Source organism: Wenzhouxiangella sp. YN9, from assembly GCF_056324165.1.
The window spans coordinates 139,006-155,696 of sequence record NZ_JBJNIP010000059.1; the positions used below are offsets into that span (position 1 = coordinate 139,006).

Here is a 16,691-nt window from a genome sequence, read left to right on the forward strand (position 1 = left end):
CTTGAGGTCGGATTCGGCACAAAACTTTCTCATCCACTTGAAACCGCATCCGCGATCTTGTCTCCAGCGCCTCGAAGATAACGCTCGCGCAGCTCATCGAGTTCCTCGCCGCCGGTTTCCAGCCAGCGTTCGATATTACCGGTCAGTGCTTCGATACGTTCGGCATTGCCGTCGCTTTGGTAAAGTTCAAGCAAGCGCAGGGCCGAGACGATGTTGTCAGGCCCCGGTGATTCGTCGCTGCCGGCGATCTGTTCCGCGACTTGCCGACGCCGCATGGTCTCGGCCTGCATGTCGCCTGCCTGCTGATGGATGTCGGCGGTCAGGCGGAGGGTCTGAAGTAGTCGAGGGTCGTCGGGTTCCAGCGTTTCGAGCTGGTATGTAAGTACGGGTTCCAGCCAGGCCAGGGCCTGGTCGCTTTGCTCTAGGGCGAGGGCGGCTTTTGCTGCCAGAAAGCGGGAGGTCGTGACATCTGAATGATCTTCACCCAGAAGACGTTCGCGCCATGAAATGACTGGTTCAACTTCTTTCAGCGCTGCTTGCGCACGACCGGTGCGCAGGTAGAGCTCGGCCAGGTTCTGGATGGAACTCAACGTGATCGGGCTGTGCGGGCCCCAGGCTTCGCGCGTGTAGCGCAGAATGTCCTGCATCATGGCGGTGGCTTCATCGAAGCGCTCCAGGTCCATCAGGCTCAGCGCCATGTTGTTCATGACTCTCAGCGTGGAGTCGTGGCGGCGGCCGTAGTGATCAGCGAGGATTTCGTAGACTTCCCGTTCGATCGCGTAGGCTTCTTCGATCCGGCCCAGCGCGCCCAGCGCCGCGCCGACGTTGAGCCGGGCGCTGTAGTAGGCGTCGTCATGCGGCTCGAAGTGGCCGCGTGCGCGATCGGCGCTGGCCCGGAAGTGTTCGAGCGCTTGTTCGATATTCCCGGATCTGGCGTGCACATAGCCCAGGGTGTTGATGGCGCGCACGGTAAAGGCGTGGTGGCGGCCGAGTTCGCGTTCGGCCAGCCCGATGTTGTCGCGGGCCTTGGCCACGGCGTCGTCGTACTGGCCGGTGTTGGCCAGATGATTGGCCACGCTGTCGTGGATGGTATGGCGCAGGCGCAGCTGGTCGGGATTGTCCGGGTCGAGGCGCGGCGTGATCTCGTCAAGCTCGGCTTGTGCCGCCTCGTACCTGGCCAGCCTTCCCAGCAGCCGATACAGGCGCTGGCGGGCCTGCAGCGTTGCAGTCGCATCGAGGCCCAGGGCATTCAGGCGCAGATCGACCACGCGCTCGGCCAGCGGTAGACTGCGCTCGATCATGCCGGCGTCGACATAGATATCGCGCACGGTCTCGTAGAGGTCGGCCTGCAGCTTTGGCTCGTCGGCAAAGTCGGACTCGATGCTGTCGATGGCGCGCTGCATCATGAACTCGTCGAGCAGATCCTGGGCCAGATCGGTAGGGTTGATTCGGCTCACGGCCAGATCGAAGGCCTCGATGCCTGCTGCCACCGTGTCCTCATTGGCATCGTGGTCGAATGACTGCGCGTGCTGCTTGCGCAGCCGCTCGACAAAGCTTTGGCCCAGCTCGCGCGGCTGCAGGTCGCCGAGCATGGTCTGCTGAAAATCGACCATACGCTTGAGCTCTGCCGAGCGGGTCTCGGCAATTTGCTGTTGCTCAAGCGCTTCGGTCATGCCGCGGATCGCCAGGGTCAGTCCGGCGGTCAGCGAGATGGCTACCAGGCAGGCTGCAGTCACCGCCAGAGCATTGCGCTGGACGAACCGCCGGGCGAAGTAGAGCCGGCCGCCGTCAACCGCATGCACCGGCTGGCGGTCGAGATAGCGGCGGACATCTTCGGCCAGCTCCGGAACGCCGGGATAGCGCTGTTCGCGATCATGGGCAATGGCTTTGAGTGCGATGGCATCGAGGTCGCCTTTAAGCTGCCTCACCAGGCGTCCGGGTGTGGTGCTGCGATTTCTGGCCGCACTTGCCGGGTCAGCGTCCTCGGATTCAAGCAGCTGCGATGGGGCCGGGGCATGCAGCCTGGCCAGGCGCTCGCGGATAATGCGCGTGTCCGTCTTTGCAAACAATTCCGTGGAGTAAGGTCGGCAGTCGGTCAGCAACTCGCACAGGATCACGCCCAGCGAGTAGATGTCGGCGCGGATGTCGATACCGGTAGTTTCGTCGAACAGCTCCGGGCTCATGTACACGGGCGTGCCGGCCGTGCCCTGGTGGCGGCGCTCGCTGGCCGAGCTTTCCGTGGCGGCAATGCCGAAGTCGATGATCTTGGGTTGCGGCACACCGTCGATTACGGTGACCAGCAGGTTGCCTGGCTTGAGGTCACGATGGATGATGCCTTTTTGGTGGGCATGTGATACGCCATGGCAGATGCGCACGAACAGCGCCAGCCGATCCTTCAGGCTGAGCTGTTGTCGGTTGCAGAAGGCCGTCAGCGTTTCTCCCCGCACGTATTCCATGACGAAATACGGGAAACCATCGGGGTTGGTGCCGGCATCGAAGATCTGCGCGATCGCCGGGTGATGCATCTGAGCCAGAGCCTGGCGCTCGACCAGAAACCGCACCTCGCTGGTCGGGTTGTGGATCCTTTGCTGGATCAATTTGATCGCTACTTCGCGATCAACCGGCTCGAGCTGCCGAGCAAGAAAAACCTGGCCCATGCCGCCACGGCCGAGCTTTTCAATTACCTGGTATCCGGGCAGCTTCAGCTTATCCTGCGCGCTGCCGGTTTCGGTGCCGTCGACAGCATTGCCGAGTACGCGGGTAGCGTCCTGCTCGAGCCGGGTTTGGTCGTCGTCGCGTCGCTTGTCGCTCATGGCCTTGCTTGCGCTCGGACACAGTTGAGTGTCCGTGAGAGAAGTCGCCATTATGCAATAACCGTCACGGGATGATATTTACGGTGCTCTCCATGCCGCTATATCCAAATGGTGTCGTAAATCGCTTGGGCTAGAGCGATTGGCTGCCGCCTGAAGAGCAGTAGTTTGACCGACGGTGTCCTGATTTGGAGCCTGCTTACGTAAGATCGGGTGTCGTAAATCAGAGGAAGGCACGCATGATCTCTTCAATTCGCAGCACCGGCTGGCTTGCCGGTCTTTTCGCGCTGGCCGGGCTCTGTTCGGGCGCACACGCCGACACGGTCATCGTCTATGACGCCTCGAATTCGATGTGGGGGCAGATCGAGGGTGAGGCGAAGGTGGTGATCGCTCGGCGGGTGCTGGGCGATCTCGTGCGTGACTGGGATGAAGCCGAGCCGTTGGGGCTGGTGGCCTACGGCCATCGGCGCGAGGGTGACTGCAACGATATCGAGACGGTGGTTGCGCCGGGGCCGGTCGATCGCGAGGCGCTTCTGGCGCAGATCGAGGCGATCACACCCAGGGGCAAGACGCCGCTGACCGCGGCTGTGCGCCACGCCGCCGAAGAGCTGAAGTACCGCGATGCGCCAGCCAACGTGATTCTGATTTCCGACGGGCTGGAGACCTGCAATGCCGACCCCTGCGCCGCGGCCAGCGAGTTGGCTGAGGCCGGCATCAACTTCACCGCGCACGTGATCGGCTTCGATATCGGCGATGCCGACCAGGAGCAGCTTGCCTGCATCGCCGACAACACCGGCGGGCAGTTCTTTGCCGCGCGCGACGCAGCCGGCCTCAAGGCCGCACTTGGTGAAGTCAGCAAGATGGCGACCGAAGAAGTGCCCGAGCCCGAGGTCACGATCAACGCGCCTGAAACGGCCGTGGCCGGTTCGAATGTGGAAGTAAGCTGGCTAGGTGAGGAGGTTCACGCGCGCGACCTGGTCACGATCGTGCCCGCCGACGCCGAGCCGGATTCGCGCGGCGACTACAAGCGCGTGGGCCAGGAGAGCATGGCTGTGTTGCGTGCCCCCGGCGAACCGGGGCCCTACGAGGCGCGATATGTCGCCAGTGCCACGGGTCAGGCGGTGGCCCGCACGCCGATCGAACTCACCGAGACTGCGGTGACGGTTACGGCCCCGGAAACTGTCACCGCCGGATCGAGTTTTGCGGTCGAGTGGACTGGCACCGTCCACCCGCGCGATATGGTCACTATTGTCGCGGCTGATGTACCCGATGACGCTCATGGCGACTATCTGCGTACCGGCAATGCCGAGTCTGGCCGTCTGCAGGCACCCTCCGAACCGGGTGAGTACGAGGTGCGCTATCTGCTGGCCTCCCACGGGCTTGCCGTGGCCCGCACGCCGATCCAGCTTGTCGAGAAGACGCTGAGCATCTCGGGCCCTGAATCAGTGATCGCCGGCTCGAATTTGACGGCCGAGTGGAGCGATGTGATCCATCCGCGCGACAAGGTGACGATAGTTGAGGCCGGTGCACCAGCGGATGCCAGTGGCGACTACCTGCGGGTCAAGGATGCTCGCGACGGCACCCTGCAGGCACCCTCCGAGCCGGGCGACTATGAGGTGCGTTATCTGCGCAACGAAGATGGCCAGGCCATTGCCTCGGCGCCGCTGACGGTCACTGAAGCTGAAACCAGTGTTTCAGGGCCCGAGAGCGCGGTTGCCGGCAGCCGTGTCGACGTATCGTGGACTTATACAATCCATCAGCGCGACAAGGTCACTATCGTGCCGGCTGGCGCGCCAGCCGACGCCGACCGCGACTATCTGCGTACCGGCAGCGCCACCTCAGGCCGTCTGGATACCTCCGCCGAACCGGGAGATTACGAAATCCGCTACCTGTTGTCGGCCAGTGGCCAATCAATTGCCGCAGCACCCATCACGCTTACCGAACCCGAGGTCACTGTGTCGGCACCGGGGAGCGTTTCAGCGGGTTCGCGCTTCGAAGCGAGCTGGAACCGCACCGTGCATCCGCGCGACAAGGTCGTCATCGTTCCGGTCGACGCACCGGCAGATGCCGATGACCGATATATTCGCACCGACAACGCAACCACTGGCAGGCTTGAAGCGCCTGACGCGCCGGGCAACTACGAAGTGCGTTATCTGCTCAATGCCAGCGGCAACGCGATTGCGAGCACACCGGTGCGCGTGGAGTAGATCGACGCGAAGGCGCCGGACAGGTGGCTGTCCGGCGCTTTTCTGCATTCCGTTCACCGAGCCCGAGATCACTCTGCAATTCGATTCCGCCAGTAGCCGGGCTTGCGGGCGTGATGAGCGAAAGCAATCACGATCACTTCCCCCGGCCTTTCTACGACGACAATGTCGTAGGGGAACCGGCGCAGGATAAGCCGCTTGGCGCCCAGGCTGCCGGCGTGACCCGGCATTGAAACAAGAGGTACAAGGTCGTCTTCAATAAGCTGGATTCCAGCTTCGATCGCCTGGAAGAAATCTTGCCCCAGGTTTTCCCTTTCCTGTTCGTACCAACCAGCTGCTGCTTCAGCTTCCTCCGCAGCCTGTCGAAGAATCCGGACTGTTGGCACCGTCAGGCCTCGAGTAGTTTTGCGTGCATTCTCCTTCGGAATTCGCTGCGATCCATGAGGGCAGCCTGCCCCTCGTCGATTTCCTTGAGTCGGCGGCTTATCTCGTGATCCCACGCCTTTTCGACATCGCTTTCTGCGGGGGAATCCAGGCTTTGGATCAGGGCATGAGCGAGCTCAGCCCTTTCAGTCTCGGGCAGGGACAGGATTTCGGAACGAAGTTGGTCAAGCGCTCTAGCGGTCATGAGAACTCCAGCAAGCTGGTCTGAATAATTCTACTCGCTGTGGGGTCATGACAGCAACGGATTGGACTACCACGCAATCCCGTAGTCCTCGCCGTAGTCGCTGGCGCCGCCCTGCATGGTGCCGTTATCAAAATCGAACCAGATGGCCTGGGTGGGGTTGTAGACGCGCTCGACGAGATCGACGTCGTAGCCCATCTTGCGAAGCTGGTCGGTGGCGTAGGGTGAGAGCGAGCGCGGCACTTCGATGCGGCCGGGTTCAGCCTGGTGGGCGCCGAAGCTGCTTTGCATCTGGTAGCTCATGATGTTGTGCCGGCCTTCGGCGGCCTGCTGCACGTTCATGTCCCATTCGACCATGTTGAGAAAGAACTGCAGCAGGTTCTGGTCCTGGGTGTCGCCGCCCTGCACCGAGAAGGCCATCAGCGGCTTGCCGTCTTTCAGCGCCAGCGAGGGCGTGAGTGTGACCCGCGGGCGTTTGCCCGGCGCGACCACGTTGTAGGGATTGAGCGCCTCGTCGAGCACGAAGCTTTGCATGCGCTGGCTCAGACCAATGCCGGTGTCACCGGCGATGAAGGCCGGTACCCAGCCGCCCGACGGGGTGACCGATACCACCCAGCCTTCGGCATCGGCGGCCTGGATGGCCGTGGTGCCGGCCAGAAAGCCTTCCTCGAAGGACATCAGGCCGGCCTGCTGGAAGCCGGCTTCGCCCTCGGCTTCGGCCGCGGGCGGGACAAGCTGCCAGTTCTGCCGCAGCTGTTCATAAGGGTTGTCGCCGGCCTGGTACTTGTAAGGGTCGCCGGGCAGGTAGTCGATTAGATTATGGTCTTCGGGGATCAGCTTGCGGCGCTCGGCCGCATATTCTTTCGACAGCAGGCCTTCGATGGGCTCCTGTGGCGGCGTCGAGGGGTCGCCGTAGTAGAAGTCGCGGTCGGCAAAGGCAAGATTCATGGCCTGGTAGAGCGTGTGGATGTAGCGCTTCGAGTTGTAGCCCATGGCTTTCAGGTCGAAGCCTTCCAGGATGTTGAGCGCCTGCAGCATCACCGGGCCCTGGGTCCAGGTGGTCAGCTTGTAGACGTCGATGCCGCGGTAGTTCGTCGTCACCGGTTGTTCCAGCTTGACCTCCCAGTCGGCCAGGTCGTCACGGGTGAACAGGCCGCCGGCCGCGCGTGTGGCCCTGACGATTTCGTTGGCGATATCGCCGCTGTAGAAGCGGTCGTAAGCGGCCTGGATAGCTTGTTTGCGGCTTTTGCCGTCTTCCAGCGCCTGCTGTTCGGTCTCGACCAGCTTTTTGAGCGTGGCCGCCAGGTCTTTCTGCACGAACACTTCGCCGGCGCGCGGTGCGGCGCGCTGGTCCGGATTGTCGGGGTCATGGTGGGGCAGAAAGACGTCGATCGAGCTTTGCCAGCGCTCCAGCACCTCGCGCCGGTTTTCGATGTTGTCGGCCTGGGCGGCTTCGATTGGATAGCCTTCGGCCATTTCGATGGCCGGCGCCAGTACTTCGGCCAGGCTGAGCTTGCCATATTCGGCGACCATCACCATCAGCGCACCCGGCGTGCCGGGCGTGACCGCGGCCAGCGGACCGTATTCGGGCGGATACTGCATGCCCTGTTCGCGAAAGAATTCCGGCGTGGCGCCGGTGGGGGCGACGCCCAGGCCGTTGACGCCGATCACCTGGCCGGTGTTCGGATTGTAGATCAGTGCCTGCGTCTCGCCGCCCCAGCCAAGCGTGTCCCACATGGTGGCGGTGGCCGCCAGCATGGCCGCCGCGGCGTCGACAGCGTTGCCGCCGCGCTCGAACATCTTTGCTCCGGCGGTCGCGCCCAGCGGTTTGCCAGTGATGGCGACCCAGTGCTTGCCGTGGAGAACCGGCTTTACAGTGTCTTGGGCCAGTGCGGCGGTGGTGGTGATCAACAGCGCCAGCGCGGCGCTGGACAGGAAGCGAATCAGGACTGCGGACTTCGAGGGCATAGGGCGCTCCGCGCGGTGAATGCCTGCGGATGATAGCAGCCGACTGCCGCCAGCGCCTGCGTCGTCCGGTCGCCAAACCTTGCTTTTCGCGGCAACGGACGCCAAATATGATCCGCGCTTCCATTTCTCCGCATCGGCCTCATTGCATGACAAGTGGCACAGTTGCCTTGAGGCCCAAGCGAGTACAATAGCGCTGCAGAATCTGACCCAAATCGCTTGGAACTGAAATGTCGCTCAATCTCGAACAGGCTCGTTTCAACATGGTCGAGCAGCAGGTGCGCACCTGGGAAGTGCTTGATCCGCACACGCTCGAGGCGCTGCGTGAGGTCCCGCGCGAGGACTTCGCGCCGTCGGACTATCGTCGCCTGGCTTTTTCCGACCTGCGCATTCCTCTGCCGCAGGGCCAGGTCATGATGAAGCCCGTCGAGGAAGGTCGCATGCTGCAGGCCCTTGGGGTTCAGCCCGGCCAGCGCGTGCTTGAAATCGGCACCGGTTCGGGTTTCATGGCCGCTTGCCTGGCGCATCTGGGTGCCTCGGTGTTGAGTATCGACATTCACGAGGAACTGGTCGAGCGGGCCAAGCGCCGGTTTGGTCGTCTTTCCATTGAAGGCATCGAGACGCGACAGGCCGATGCCCTCGGTGATTTCGACCCCGGCGAGACGTTTGATGCGATCGCGGTAACTGCCTCGGCAGCCGAAGTGCCCGAGCGCTTTCGCCAGTGGCTCAAGCCCGGTGGCCGTCTGTTTGCCGTGCGCGGCTTCAGTCCGGTGATGGAGGCCATCTCGATGACTCTCACCGAACACGATCACTGGCAGATCGACAGTCTTTTCGACACCGACCTGCCGCGCCTGATCGGCGCTGAAGATCGGCCGCAGTTCGAATTCTGATCACACTTCTTTCAAGCCGGAATCAACATGATCAATCGCAAGCAAGTCTTCCTGGCACTGGGCCTTGCCCTGGGGCTGAGCAGCACGGCCAATGCCGTGGACCTCATCGGCGTCTATGAGCTGGCGCAGAGCCACGACGCCGAAATCCGCGCCGCCGAGCAGCGGCTCAACGCCGCTGGCGAGATCCCAGCGATCGCTCGCGCCAGCCTGCTGCCCAGCGTTAATGCATCGGCCGGTGTGACCCGGGGTTCCGGTAAACGCACGATGGCAGGCGAAACGAGCCCCTCTGTCGATGTCGACACCCAGAATTGGCAGGTTCAGCTTCGCCAGAGTATTTATGACGACGCCAACTACGGTGAGCTCGATCGCGGCCGTGCGCAGGTCAGCGCGGCCGAGGCCGAGTATCGGCAGGCCTGGCAGGATTTTTTGTTCCGCGTCTCGGAGGGCTACTTCGACGTGCTGACCGCGCTTGACTCGGTGCGCTTTGCCAAGGCCGAAGAAACCGCGCTCAAGCGCCAGTTCGAGCAGGCCGAGCAGCGCTTTGAAGTCGGCCTGGCCGCGGTTACCGATGTGCACGAAGCCCGTGCCGTCTATGATGCTGCCCGCGCCCGCGTCATCGTTGCCGAGAATCTGCTCGAGGATGCCCGCGACGCGCTGCGCGAGATCGCCGGCGCATGGTTTGAGAACTTCTCTCGCCTGGCCCAGGAAATCCCGCTCGAGATGCCCGATCCCGCCAACGTCGAGGAATGGGTGAGCCGGGCGCTGGAATTCAACCCGACAATTCTGCAGCAGCGCTCGCAAGTGGACGTCGCCGAGGCCGATCTCCGCATTGCCCGCGCGGGGCACTTGCCGACGCTTGACCTGACGGCGGGTTATTCAGAGTTCACTGACAACGAATTCCTGGCTCAGACCCAGCAGCAGGCGGGACCTTTCAAGCTGAAGAATACCGGTTGGGAAGTGGGTGTGACGCTGAACGTCCCGATCTTCTCCGGCTTCGCCACCCAGTCCCGCCGCCATCAGGCCGGCTACTTCTTGCGCGCGGCTGATGCCACGTTGTCGGCCACGGAGCGCGCGATCAAGCGCCAGACCGAAACCGCCTACCGCGCCATCGTGGCCGGTATTCAGGAAGTCGAGGCGCGCCGTCAGGCACTGATTTCAGCCGATAGCGCACTGGAAGCGACCAACGCCGGCTTCGAAGTTGGTACGCGAACCATTGTGGACGTGCTCAACGCCGAGCAGCGCTTCTTCCAGGCTGAACGCAACTACTCCGACGCCCGCCACCAGTTCATTCTCAACCAGCTGCGCCTGCGCCAGTCGGCCGGCGTGCTGGACGAAGAAGACCTGGCGCGCGTCAACGAGCTGCTGGTCAGCCCCGCGAACTGATCCGGGGGGGTCAGAGAAAGCCTTCGATGAATCTCAGGGTGCGGCGAACGCTGCCGCGCCCCTTTTCCACTACCTCAAGCGCGGCGCGTCCGTATTCCAGCGCGTACTGCGGGTCATCCCATATCTTGTTTACCGCCGCTGCCAGCTGCTCGGCGTCCGCGACCTCGATCAGCGCGTTGCCGGCGCGCAGGGCGCTAGCCGAATCCGCCTGCTGATGCAGGTGTGGCCCGGCGATTACGGGCTTGCCCAGAGCGGCCGGTTCGAGCAGGTTGTGGCCGCCGATATTGACCAGACTGCCGCCGACGAAGGCCGCCGGGGCCGCGGCATAGCACGACATCAATACGCCGATCCGATCGACCAGCACCACGGAAGCATCCGGGCCGATGGTCTCGTCGATGCCGCCGTGTGTGAGTGCCAGGTCTTCAAGCAGCGCGCGAACCTCTTCGCTGCGCTCGGGGTGGCGGGGTGCCAGTACCAGCAGCGCGTCGGGGTGGCTTTTTTGAAGCAATCGATGAGCTTCAAGCACGATGGCTTCTTCACCCGGCCGGGTGCTGCCGGCCACCCAGATAGGCCGCTCGCCCCACTGGTCACGCAGCCGGCGAACGGTCTCACCCAGTTCCTCGGGGAGGGCGCGGTCGAACTTGAGGTTGCCGGAAATGGCCACCCGGTTTTCATCCAGGCCCAGCTGCCGAAAGCGCTCGGCGTCGTCTTCACTCTGACAGACGGCCAGGTTGACAGCGGAAAGAGCGCTGGCAAACAGCGAGCGAAAGCGCCGGTAGCGCCGCATAGCCGAAGGCGCCAGGCGCGCGTTGACCAGCACTATCGGAATGCCACGCCGGGCGCAGCCGCGATAGAGTTCCGGCCAGATCTCGGTTTCGGCTACCATGGCCAGCTGCGGACGCAGGCGCTTGAGCCAGCGGCTGACCGCCAGTGGCGTGTCCAGCGGCGCGAATACGGTTTCGACCCGGTCGTCAAAGCGGCGGATTGCCTCGGCACGGCCGGTGACCGTGACCGTGCTGATGACCAGCCGACGCTCCGGAAAGCGCTCGAGCAGGGCATTGACCAGGGCAGCCACGGCGTTGACTTCGCCCACCGAGGCGGCGTGCAGCCACAGCACCGGCTGCTCTGCCGTTGGCGGGATCTGCCCCAGGCGCTCGCGCCAGCGCGCGCGCAGCTCGGCGGGGCCGGCGATTTTCCAGCGCAGCCACACCAGGGCCAGCGGCAGGACGAGTACAACAAGCAAACGGTAAACTGCAAGCATGATGGCGGGGAGTTTAATGCATTGCCTGCCGGCACAAGCGCGGCCCGATGTCGCTGACAAATGAAACGAGCCTGAAAAACGCATGACCGATTCTCTGACCTGGTTGCTACTCCAGCCGGTACGCCTGCTCGGGCGCCTGCCGCCCAACGTGGCCCGCGCCGTGGTACGACCGCTGGGACCGCTGTTTGCGCTGGTTCTGCCCTCGCGCCGACGGATTGTCGATCGCAATCTGGCGCTGTGTTTCCCTGAGCTGGACGAAGGCAAGCGCCGTCGTCTGCGCCGTCGGCATTTTCGTTTTCTGGCCGAAATGCTTGCCGAGGGCGCCATTGCCTGGTGCCGCCCGGGCCGCCTGGACGAACGGTTCGGAACGGTCGAGGGGCTTGAGCACTTCGAGCGCGCCCGCCAGTCCGGCCGGGGAGTTCTGCTGCTGACCGGTCACGCCACCTCGCTGGAGCTGGGCGGGCGGCTTTTGGGCGAGCGGACCGTCAGCTGGGGCGTTTATCGACCGCAGCGCAACCAGGCCGTCGAGACTTTTCAGAATCGCGGCCGCCGCCGTTATGCGGCCGGCATGTTTCGGCGCGACCAATTGCGCGCCATGGTGCGTCATCTGCGCGCCGGCAAGGTGCTGTGGTATGCGCCCGATCAGGACTTTGGTCCCAAGCGTTCGGCCTTTGCGCCTTTTTTCGGGCTGGCCACGGCAACGGCCACCGGCATTCCCAATATGGCGCGCATGGGTAATGCCGTGGTGCTGCCGATGTATCCGGTTCGCGACGATGACAGCGGCCGGGTTCGAGTGATCATCGAACCGCCTTTCGAGAACTTTCCCAGCGGCGATGACGCGCACGATCTGACCCGCTTCAACGCCTTTCTCGAACGCCAGATCCGCAAGGACCCGGCCCAGTATTTCTGGGTGCATCGCCGCTTCAAGACCGCGCCGCCGGGCGAGCCCGACCGCTATGCGGGCATTCGCCGGCGCCGCAGCCGCAGGCGGCGAAAAAGGCAGCGCGCTTGAGCGCCAGGGCAACCAGAGTGCTGTTTGCGCCGGCCAGCGGCCCCGGCGGCAGCGGTGAATACTACCGCTGCCTGGCTCTGGCGCGGGCCATGCTCGATTGCCGACCCGGGCTTGATATCGCCTTCATGCTGGATCATCGCGCCCGGGTTGAGCGCGATGAGCGGCTGACCTACCACGAACTGTCGGCCACACCGGCTCGGGCCAGCGATGAAGTGATTGCGCTGCTCGAGGCTCGCCGCCCGGCCTTGAGCGTGTTTGACTGCAGCGGACGAGTGGCGCAGTTCCGGATGGCGCAGGCGCTGGGTAGCCGCGTGGTGTGGATCAGCAATCGCCCGCGCAAGCGCGCCAAGGGTTTTCGCCCGCGCCAGATGCGCTGGATGGATCTGCATGTGATCGTGGACTCGTTTTCGTTCCCGCCGCGCCTGCGTCTGTACGAGCGATTGCTTCTGAAGCGCTACCGTAATGTGGAAGTGGCGCTGGCTCGCTCCATCGTGCCGCGGCCCGATCCAGCCGGCCTGAGTCCGTGGATGGCAAGCCTGCCCGCTGAGGGCTTTGCGCTTTTCGTCGCCGGTGGCGGCGGCTACCAGAAGGCCGGCCGACCAGTGCCCGAGCTGTTCGCGGCCGCTGCCCGGCGCTTTCAGGCTGCAACCGGGTATCCGGCGGTGGTGGTACTGGGGCCGCAGTATCGCGGCGAGCTGGATCCGGCTGCCGATACGACGGCGCCGGTGTCGGTGATTCCCTCGCTGCCGACCGCTGCGCTGGGAGCGTTGTTGGGCCGGGCGCGGCTGGCGGTCATCGGCTGCGGCAACATGCTCTCCGAGCAGGCGCTGGCGGCCGGGGTGCCGCTGGTGGTCACGGCGGTGGGCGGGCGCGACCAGCCCCGTCGGGTCAGGCTGCTGCAGCGCAGCGGCCGTGCACGGGCGGCGGCGCTGAACCCGGCGAGCCTGAGTGCGGCCGCAATGGCGCTGCTCGACGAAACGAAACCGGGCGCCTGTCAGCCGCAAGCCGGGAACGCGGCCGATGATACCGATCAAGTGGCGCGCCGGCTGCTGGCGCTGGCTCAGTCGGTGCGCCTGCCCGGATAGTTGCCGCCCACGGTCAGGCCGGTGCCCGCGGCGGTCAGCAGAATGAACCAGGTCAGCCCGTGGTTGCGTTCGAACAGCGACTCCGACAGCGCCAGGACGGCAAATACCACGCCGAAGGCCAGCGCGCTCCAGGCCAGATAGCGACAGCGGCGCGAATAGGTTCGGCTCAGTTTCAACACCAGCAGGACGGGGCTGGCCAAAAGCAGCAGCAGCGCCACCAAAAGGCCGATGCCGCCGGCAATCCACGCGGAAAGATATTGGTTGTGCGGATGGTCGTAGCGCAGCAGCGTGTCGCCATGGTTGCCGGCCTGCACTGATTCGACCAGAGCGGCGCGGAAGCTGCCCGGACCCGCTCCGGTCCAGGGCTCGGCGCCGATCTGGCTGCCGGCAATTTCCCAGAGCTGAAATCGCAGCCCCAGGCCGCCGTTGCCGTCCTGCCCGGCGGCGACAATGGCCAGCTCGGCCAGGGTTTCATCCAGGCGATCGTTCATCGGCAGCCAGGGGTTGAGCAGAACCGCCAGAGCCAGGCTGAGAATCAGCAGTGGAATGCCCACGCGCCAGTGAAACGGCTGGCCGGCGCCGGCGGTGAACAGATACACGCCCATCAGTGCGGGAATGGCCAGCCAGGCCCCCCGCGAACCTGACAGGGCGCTGGCCACGAAGGCCAGCACGATCGCTGCGGCGGTCAGCACGCGCCCCCGGCCCGACTGGCGTCCATCGGCCAGGCGCGGTATCAGCATCAGCGCAAAGGCCATGGCAAAACCGCCAAAGTAGATCGGGTTGGTGGGCCCGGGGACCCGGCCGCCATACTCGCCAAGCTGCCCGCTGAAGGTGAACCACAGCGCATAGCCGCCGGCGACAAAGGCGCCGAGCACCATGCCGCCCCACCAGGCCGGCTCGAGGCCGTCAACGCGGCGCAGAAACAGAAACAGCGGCACCATGGCCAGCAGTTTGGGCAGGCGCTGGGCGGTGCTGGTGGCCGCTGCGGGAAAGCCGTGCAGCCCCCAGGCCGCAAACCAGGCCAGCAGAATCACCAGCACGGCGATCACGAACAGCCGCTCGAGCCGGTGCAGCCCCTGTGATCGCCAGTGGCCGCCGACGGTCAGCCAGGCGATGGCCATCACGACCAGCGCCGCGGTGCCGAAATCCAGCGCACCGGGAACGGCCAGGCCCAGCGCCAAAGTCAGAAACAGCACGGTCGCGGTCAGACGGCTGAAGATCGAGTCAGCCGCCACGCGCAGAATGCCCGGATCAGTCATCGTCCAGCAGTCGGCTTTCAGCCTCGCGATAGCGCGCAACCGTCTGCGCGATGATTTCGGCGGGCAGCCTGGGGCCTGGTGCGGTCTTGTCCCAGTCCAGGGTTTCCAGATAGTCGCGCACGAACTGCTTGTCAAAGCTCGGCGGGCTGATGCCCAAACGCCACTGATCAACCGGCCAGAATCTGGAGCTGTCGGGCGTGAGCAGCTCGTCGATCAGGTAGAGCTCGCCGTCGCGATCGACGCCGAACTCGAACTTGGTGTCGGCGATGATGATGCCGCGATCACGCGCGAACGCGGCGGCGCGGCGATAGATGGCCAGCGAAATGTCGCGGATGCGCAGCGCCAGGTCGGTGCCCACCGTCTTCTGCATGGCCGCCATGTCGATGTTCTCGTCGTGGTCGCCCACCGCGGCCTTGGTCGAAGGCGTGAAGATCGGCTCGGGCAGGGCGGCCGCCTGCTCCATGCCCGCGGGCAGCTCGATACCGCAGATGCCGCCGCTTTGCCGGTATTCCTTCCAGCCCGAACCGGCCAGATAGCCGCGTACGATGGCTTCGACCGGCAGCGACTTCAGCCGCCGCACCAGCATACTGCGCGGCTCCAGCTCGGCGGCCAGCTCGCGGCTGCCGACAATATCGGCCAGATCACCTTCGAGCAGGTGGTTGGGCACCAGATCAGCAAACTTGTCGAACCAGAACTTCGAGACCTGCGTGAGCATTGCGCCCTTGCCGGGAATCGGGTCGGGCAGCACCACGTCAAAGGCGGACAGGCGGTCAGAGGCGACGATCAACAGGCGATCGTCGTCGACAGCGTAGATGTCGCGCACCTTGCCCTGGTGCAGCATCTCCAGTGGCGGGGCGGAATAGTCGCTCACGTTGGCGGGTACAATAAAGGTCAGCCCCGAATTATACGCATCCGCTGCAGTCATGAAGCAATCAACGCTGATCGCACCCAGCATTCTTTCCGCCGATTTCGCCCGCCTGGGCGAAGAAGTTCAGAACGTGCTCGAAGCCGGTGCCGACTGGGTGCACTTCGACGTCATGGACAACCACTATGTGCCCAACCTGACCATTGGCCCGATGGTCTGCCAGGCGCTGCGCAACCACGGCATCACCGCGCCCATCGATGTGCACCTGATGGTCGAGCCGGTGGATCGTCTGATTCCGGATTTTGCGCAGGCCGGCGCCAGCGTCATCAGCTTTCATCCGGAGGCGACGAAGCACGTTGATCGCTCGCTGGCGCTGATTCGGGAGCAGGGTTGTCAGGCCGGTCTGGTTTTCAATCCGGCCACTCCGCTGGATATTCTCGAGTGGGTGATCGACAAGATCGATCTGGTATTGATCATGTCGGTCAACCCCGGCTTCGGCGGGCAGAAATTCATCCCCGCTGCCCTGGACAAGCTCAGGCAGGCGCGCAGGATCATCGATGAATCCGGCCGCGACATCCGCCTGGAAGTCGACGGCGGCGTCAAGCCCGACAACGCCGCCGAAGTCCGCGCGGCCGGAGCGGATACGCTGGTGGCCGGCTCGGCCATTTTCGGGCAGCCCGACTATGGTGAAGTGATTAGCGCGCTGCGGGGGGAATAGAGAACGGGCAAAACCTTTGAAACGCGAAGACGCAAAGCAGCAAAGGACACGAAGGGAAAGACAAGAAAACTATCGAAACCACGGAAACCACGGAATTTGAAGGTCGACCTTGCGGCTTCCCGGGCGGTCGAGCAACACGACCGCGCAACGCACCGAAACCTGCTCAAAATCAAACCAGTTTTTTTCCGTGTATTCCGTGGTTCCACGGTTTTCTGGCTTTGCCCTTCGCGTTTGCAAGGTTTTGAAGCAACTGTCCGCCAATGCCGGCTATTCATCACAAGACCACCGTCCGGGCGCATACAATAATTGCCTCTTTAGATTCCAGTGGTGCACAAGTGAACTCGGCCCGCTTCGAACAACTCGCCCGCGAGGGCTACAACCGCATTCCGGTCTGGCGCTCCGTTGCGGCTGATCTGGATACGCCGCTGTCGGTCTATCTGAAGCTGGCTGACGGGCCCAGCGCCTTTTTGCTGGAATCGGTCGAGGGCGGCGAGAACTGGGGCCGGTATTCCATCATCGGCCTGCCGTGCCGCCGCGCCTGGCGGGCCACCGGGCGCGCGCTGGAGTCGCTGGAATACGGTCGCGTGATCGAGCGCCGCGATGACGTCGACCCG

12 protein-coding genes and 2 pseudogenes are annotated in these 16,691 nt (G+C 64.1%); 7 read left to right on the forward strand and 7 right to left on the reverse strand.

Annotated features, from left to right (window positions below; all coding sequences use genetic code 11):
• Positions 1-29: 29 nt before the first annotated feature.
• Positions 30-2,813: a protein kinase domain-containing protein gene (locus tag ACEWQ0_RS03230; RefSeq protein WP_476484460.1), complete on the reverse strand. Its 2,784-nt coding sequence runs from the start codon at positions 2,811-2,813 to the stop codon at positions 30-32.
• A 236-nt stretch (positions 2,814-3,049) separates the two neighbouring features.
• Between ACEWQ0_RS03230 and ACEWQ0_RS03235 the strand changes: the two are divergent.
• Positions 3,050-3,634: pseudogene (locus ACEWQ0_RS03235) on the forward strand (vWA domain-containing protein); the annotation flags it as partial.
• A 1,451-nt stretch (positions 3,635-5,085) separates the two neighbouring features.
• Here ACEWQ0_RS03235 and ACEWQ0_RS03240 read toward each other — a convergent pair.
• The 3 genes from ACEWQ0_RS03240 to ACEWQ0_RS03250 all read right to left on the reverse strand — a co-directional run bounded on the left by ACEWQ0_RS03240 (position 5,086) and on the right by ACEWQ0_RS03250 (position 7,607).
• Positions 5,086-5,400 (reverse strand): hypothetical protein, encoded by a 315-nt coding sequence (locus tag ACEWQ0_RS03240; protein WP_476481146.1) that lies wholly within the window; start codon positions 5,398-5,400, stop codon positions 5,086-5,088.
• A gap of 2 nt (positions 5,401-5,402) precedes the next feature.
• Positions 5,403-5,642: an addiction module protein gene (locus tag ACEWQ0_RS03245; RefSeq protein ID WP_476481147.1), complete on the reverse strand. Its 240-nt coding sequence runs from the start codon at positions 5,640-5,642 to the stop codon at positions 5,403-5,405.
• A 66-nt stretch (positions 5,643-5,708) separates the two neighbouring features.
• On the reverse strand, positions 5,709-7,607 hold the full coding sequence (locus tag ACEWQ0_RS03250) for a gamma-glutamyltransferase family protein (protein ID WP_476484461.1): 1,899 nt from the start codon (positions 7,605-7,607) through the stop codon (positions 5,709-5,711).
• A 227-nt stretch (positions 7,608-7,834) separates the two neighbouring features.
• Here ACEWQ0_RS03250 and ACEWQ0_RS03255 point away from each other — a divergent pair, with 227 nt between their 5' ends.
• Both ACEWQ0_RS03255 and ACEWQ0_RS03260 read left to right on the forward strand, forming a co-directional pair.
• Entirely contained in the window at positions 7,835-8,494 is a 660-nt protein-coding gene (locus ACEWQ0_RS03255) for a protein-L-isoaspartate O-methyltransferase family protein (RefSeq protein ID WP_476484462.1), read from the forward strand.
• A 27-nt stretch (positions 8,495-8,521) separates the two neighbouring features.
• Positions 8,522-9,877, forward strand: a complete 1,356-nt coding sequence (locus tag ACEWQ0_RS03260) for a TolC family outer membrane protein (protein ID WP_476484463.1) — start codon at positions 8,522-8,524, stop codon at positions 9,875-9,877.
• 10 nt (positions 9,878-9,887) lie between these two features.
• On the opposite strand, the gene waaA is transcribed toward ACEWQ0_RS03260, so the two are convergent.
• The gene (waaA, locus tag ACEWQ0_RS03265) at positions 9,888-11,222 is read right to left on the reverse strand and encodes a lipid IV(A) 3-deoxy-D-manno-octulosonic acid transferase (protein ID WP_476484464.1); all 1,335 of its coding nucleotides are present in this window, start codon (positions 11,220-11,222) and stop codon (positions 9,888-9,890) included.
• Between waaA and ACEWQ0_RS03270 the strand changes: the two genes are divergently transcribed.
• Both ACEWQ0_RS03270 and ACEWQ0_RS03275 read left to right on the forward strand, forming a co-directional pair.
• A complete protein-coding gene (locus ACEWQ0_RS03270) occupies positions 11,221-12,150 on the forward strand; it encodes an LpxL/LpxP family acyltransferase (protein ID WP_476484465.1) in 930 nt (309 codons plus the stop codon). The genes waaA and ACEWQ0_RS03270 overlap by 2 nt on opposite strands.
• Entirely contained in the window at positions 12,147-13,235 is a 1,089-nt protein-coding gene (locus tag ACEWQ0_RS03275) for a hypothetical protein (protein ID WP_476484466.1), read from the forward strand. The genes ACEWQ0_RS03270 and ACEWQ0_RS03275 overlap by 4 nt, the downstream gene beginning before the upstream one ends.
• Here ACEWQ0_RS03275 and ACEWQ0_RS03280 read toward each other — a convergent pair.
• Both ACEWQ0_RS03280 and ACEWQ0_RS03285 read right to left on the reverse strand, forming a co-directional pair.
• Entirely contained in the window at positions 13,211-14,494 is a 1,284-nt protein-coding gene (locus ACEWQ0_RS03280; protein WP_476484467.1) for an O-antigen ligase family protein, read from the reverse strand. The two genes, ACEWQ0_RS03275 and ACEWQ0_RS03280, sit on opposite strands and share 25 nt — an antisense overlap.
• Positions 14,487-15,419 carry a phosphoribosylaminoimidazolesuccinocarboxamide synthase gene (locus ACEWQ0_RS03285; protein ID WP_476484468.1) on the reverse strand — a complete coding sequence of 311 codons (933 nt, stop codon included), beginning with the start codon at positions 15,417-15,419 and terminating at the stop codon, positions 14,487-14,489. Before ACEWQ0_RS03285 ends, ACEWQ0_RS03280 begins: the two co-directional genes overlap by 8 nt.
• Here ACEWQ0_RS03285 and rpe point away from each other — a divergent pair.
• Together rpe and ACEWQ0_RS03295 are read left to right on the forward strand one after the other, a co-directional pair.
• Positions 15,418-16,077 carry a ribulose-phosphate 3-epimerase gene (rpe, locus tag ACEWQ0_RS03290; protein ID WP_476484469.1) on the forward strand — a complete coding sequence of 220 codons (660 nt, stop codon included), beginning with the start codon at positions 15,418-15,420 and terminating at the stop codon, positions 16,075-16,077. The genes ACEWQ0_RS03285 and rpe overlap by 2 nt on opposite strands.
• A 335-nt stretch (positions 16,078-16,412) precedes the next feature.
• Positions 16,413-16,691: pseudogene (locus ACEWQ0_RS03295) on the forward strand (anthranilate synthase component I); the annotation flags it as partial.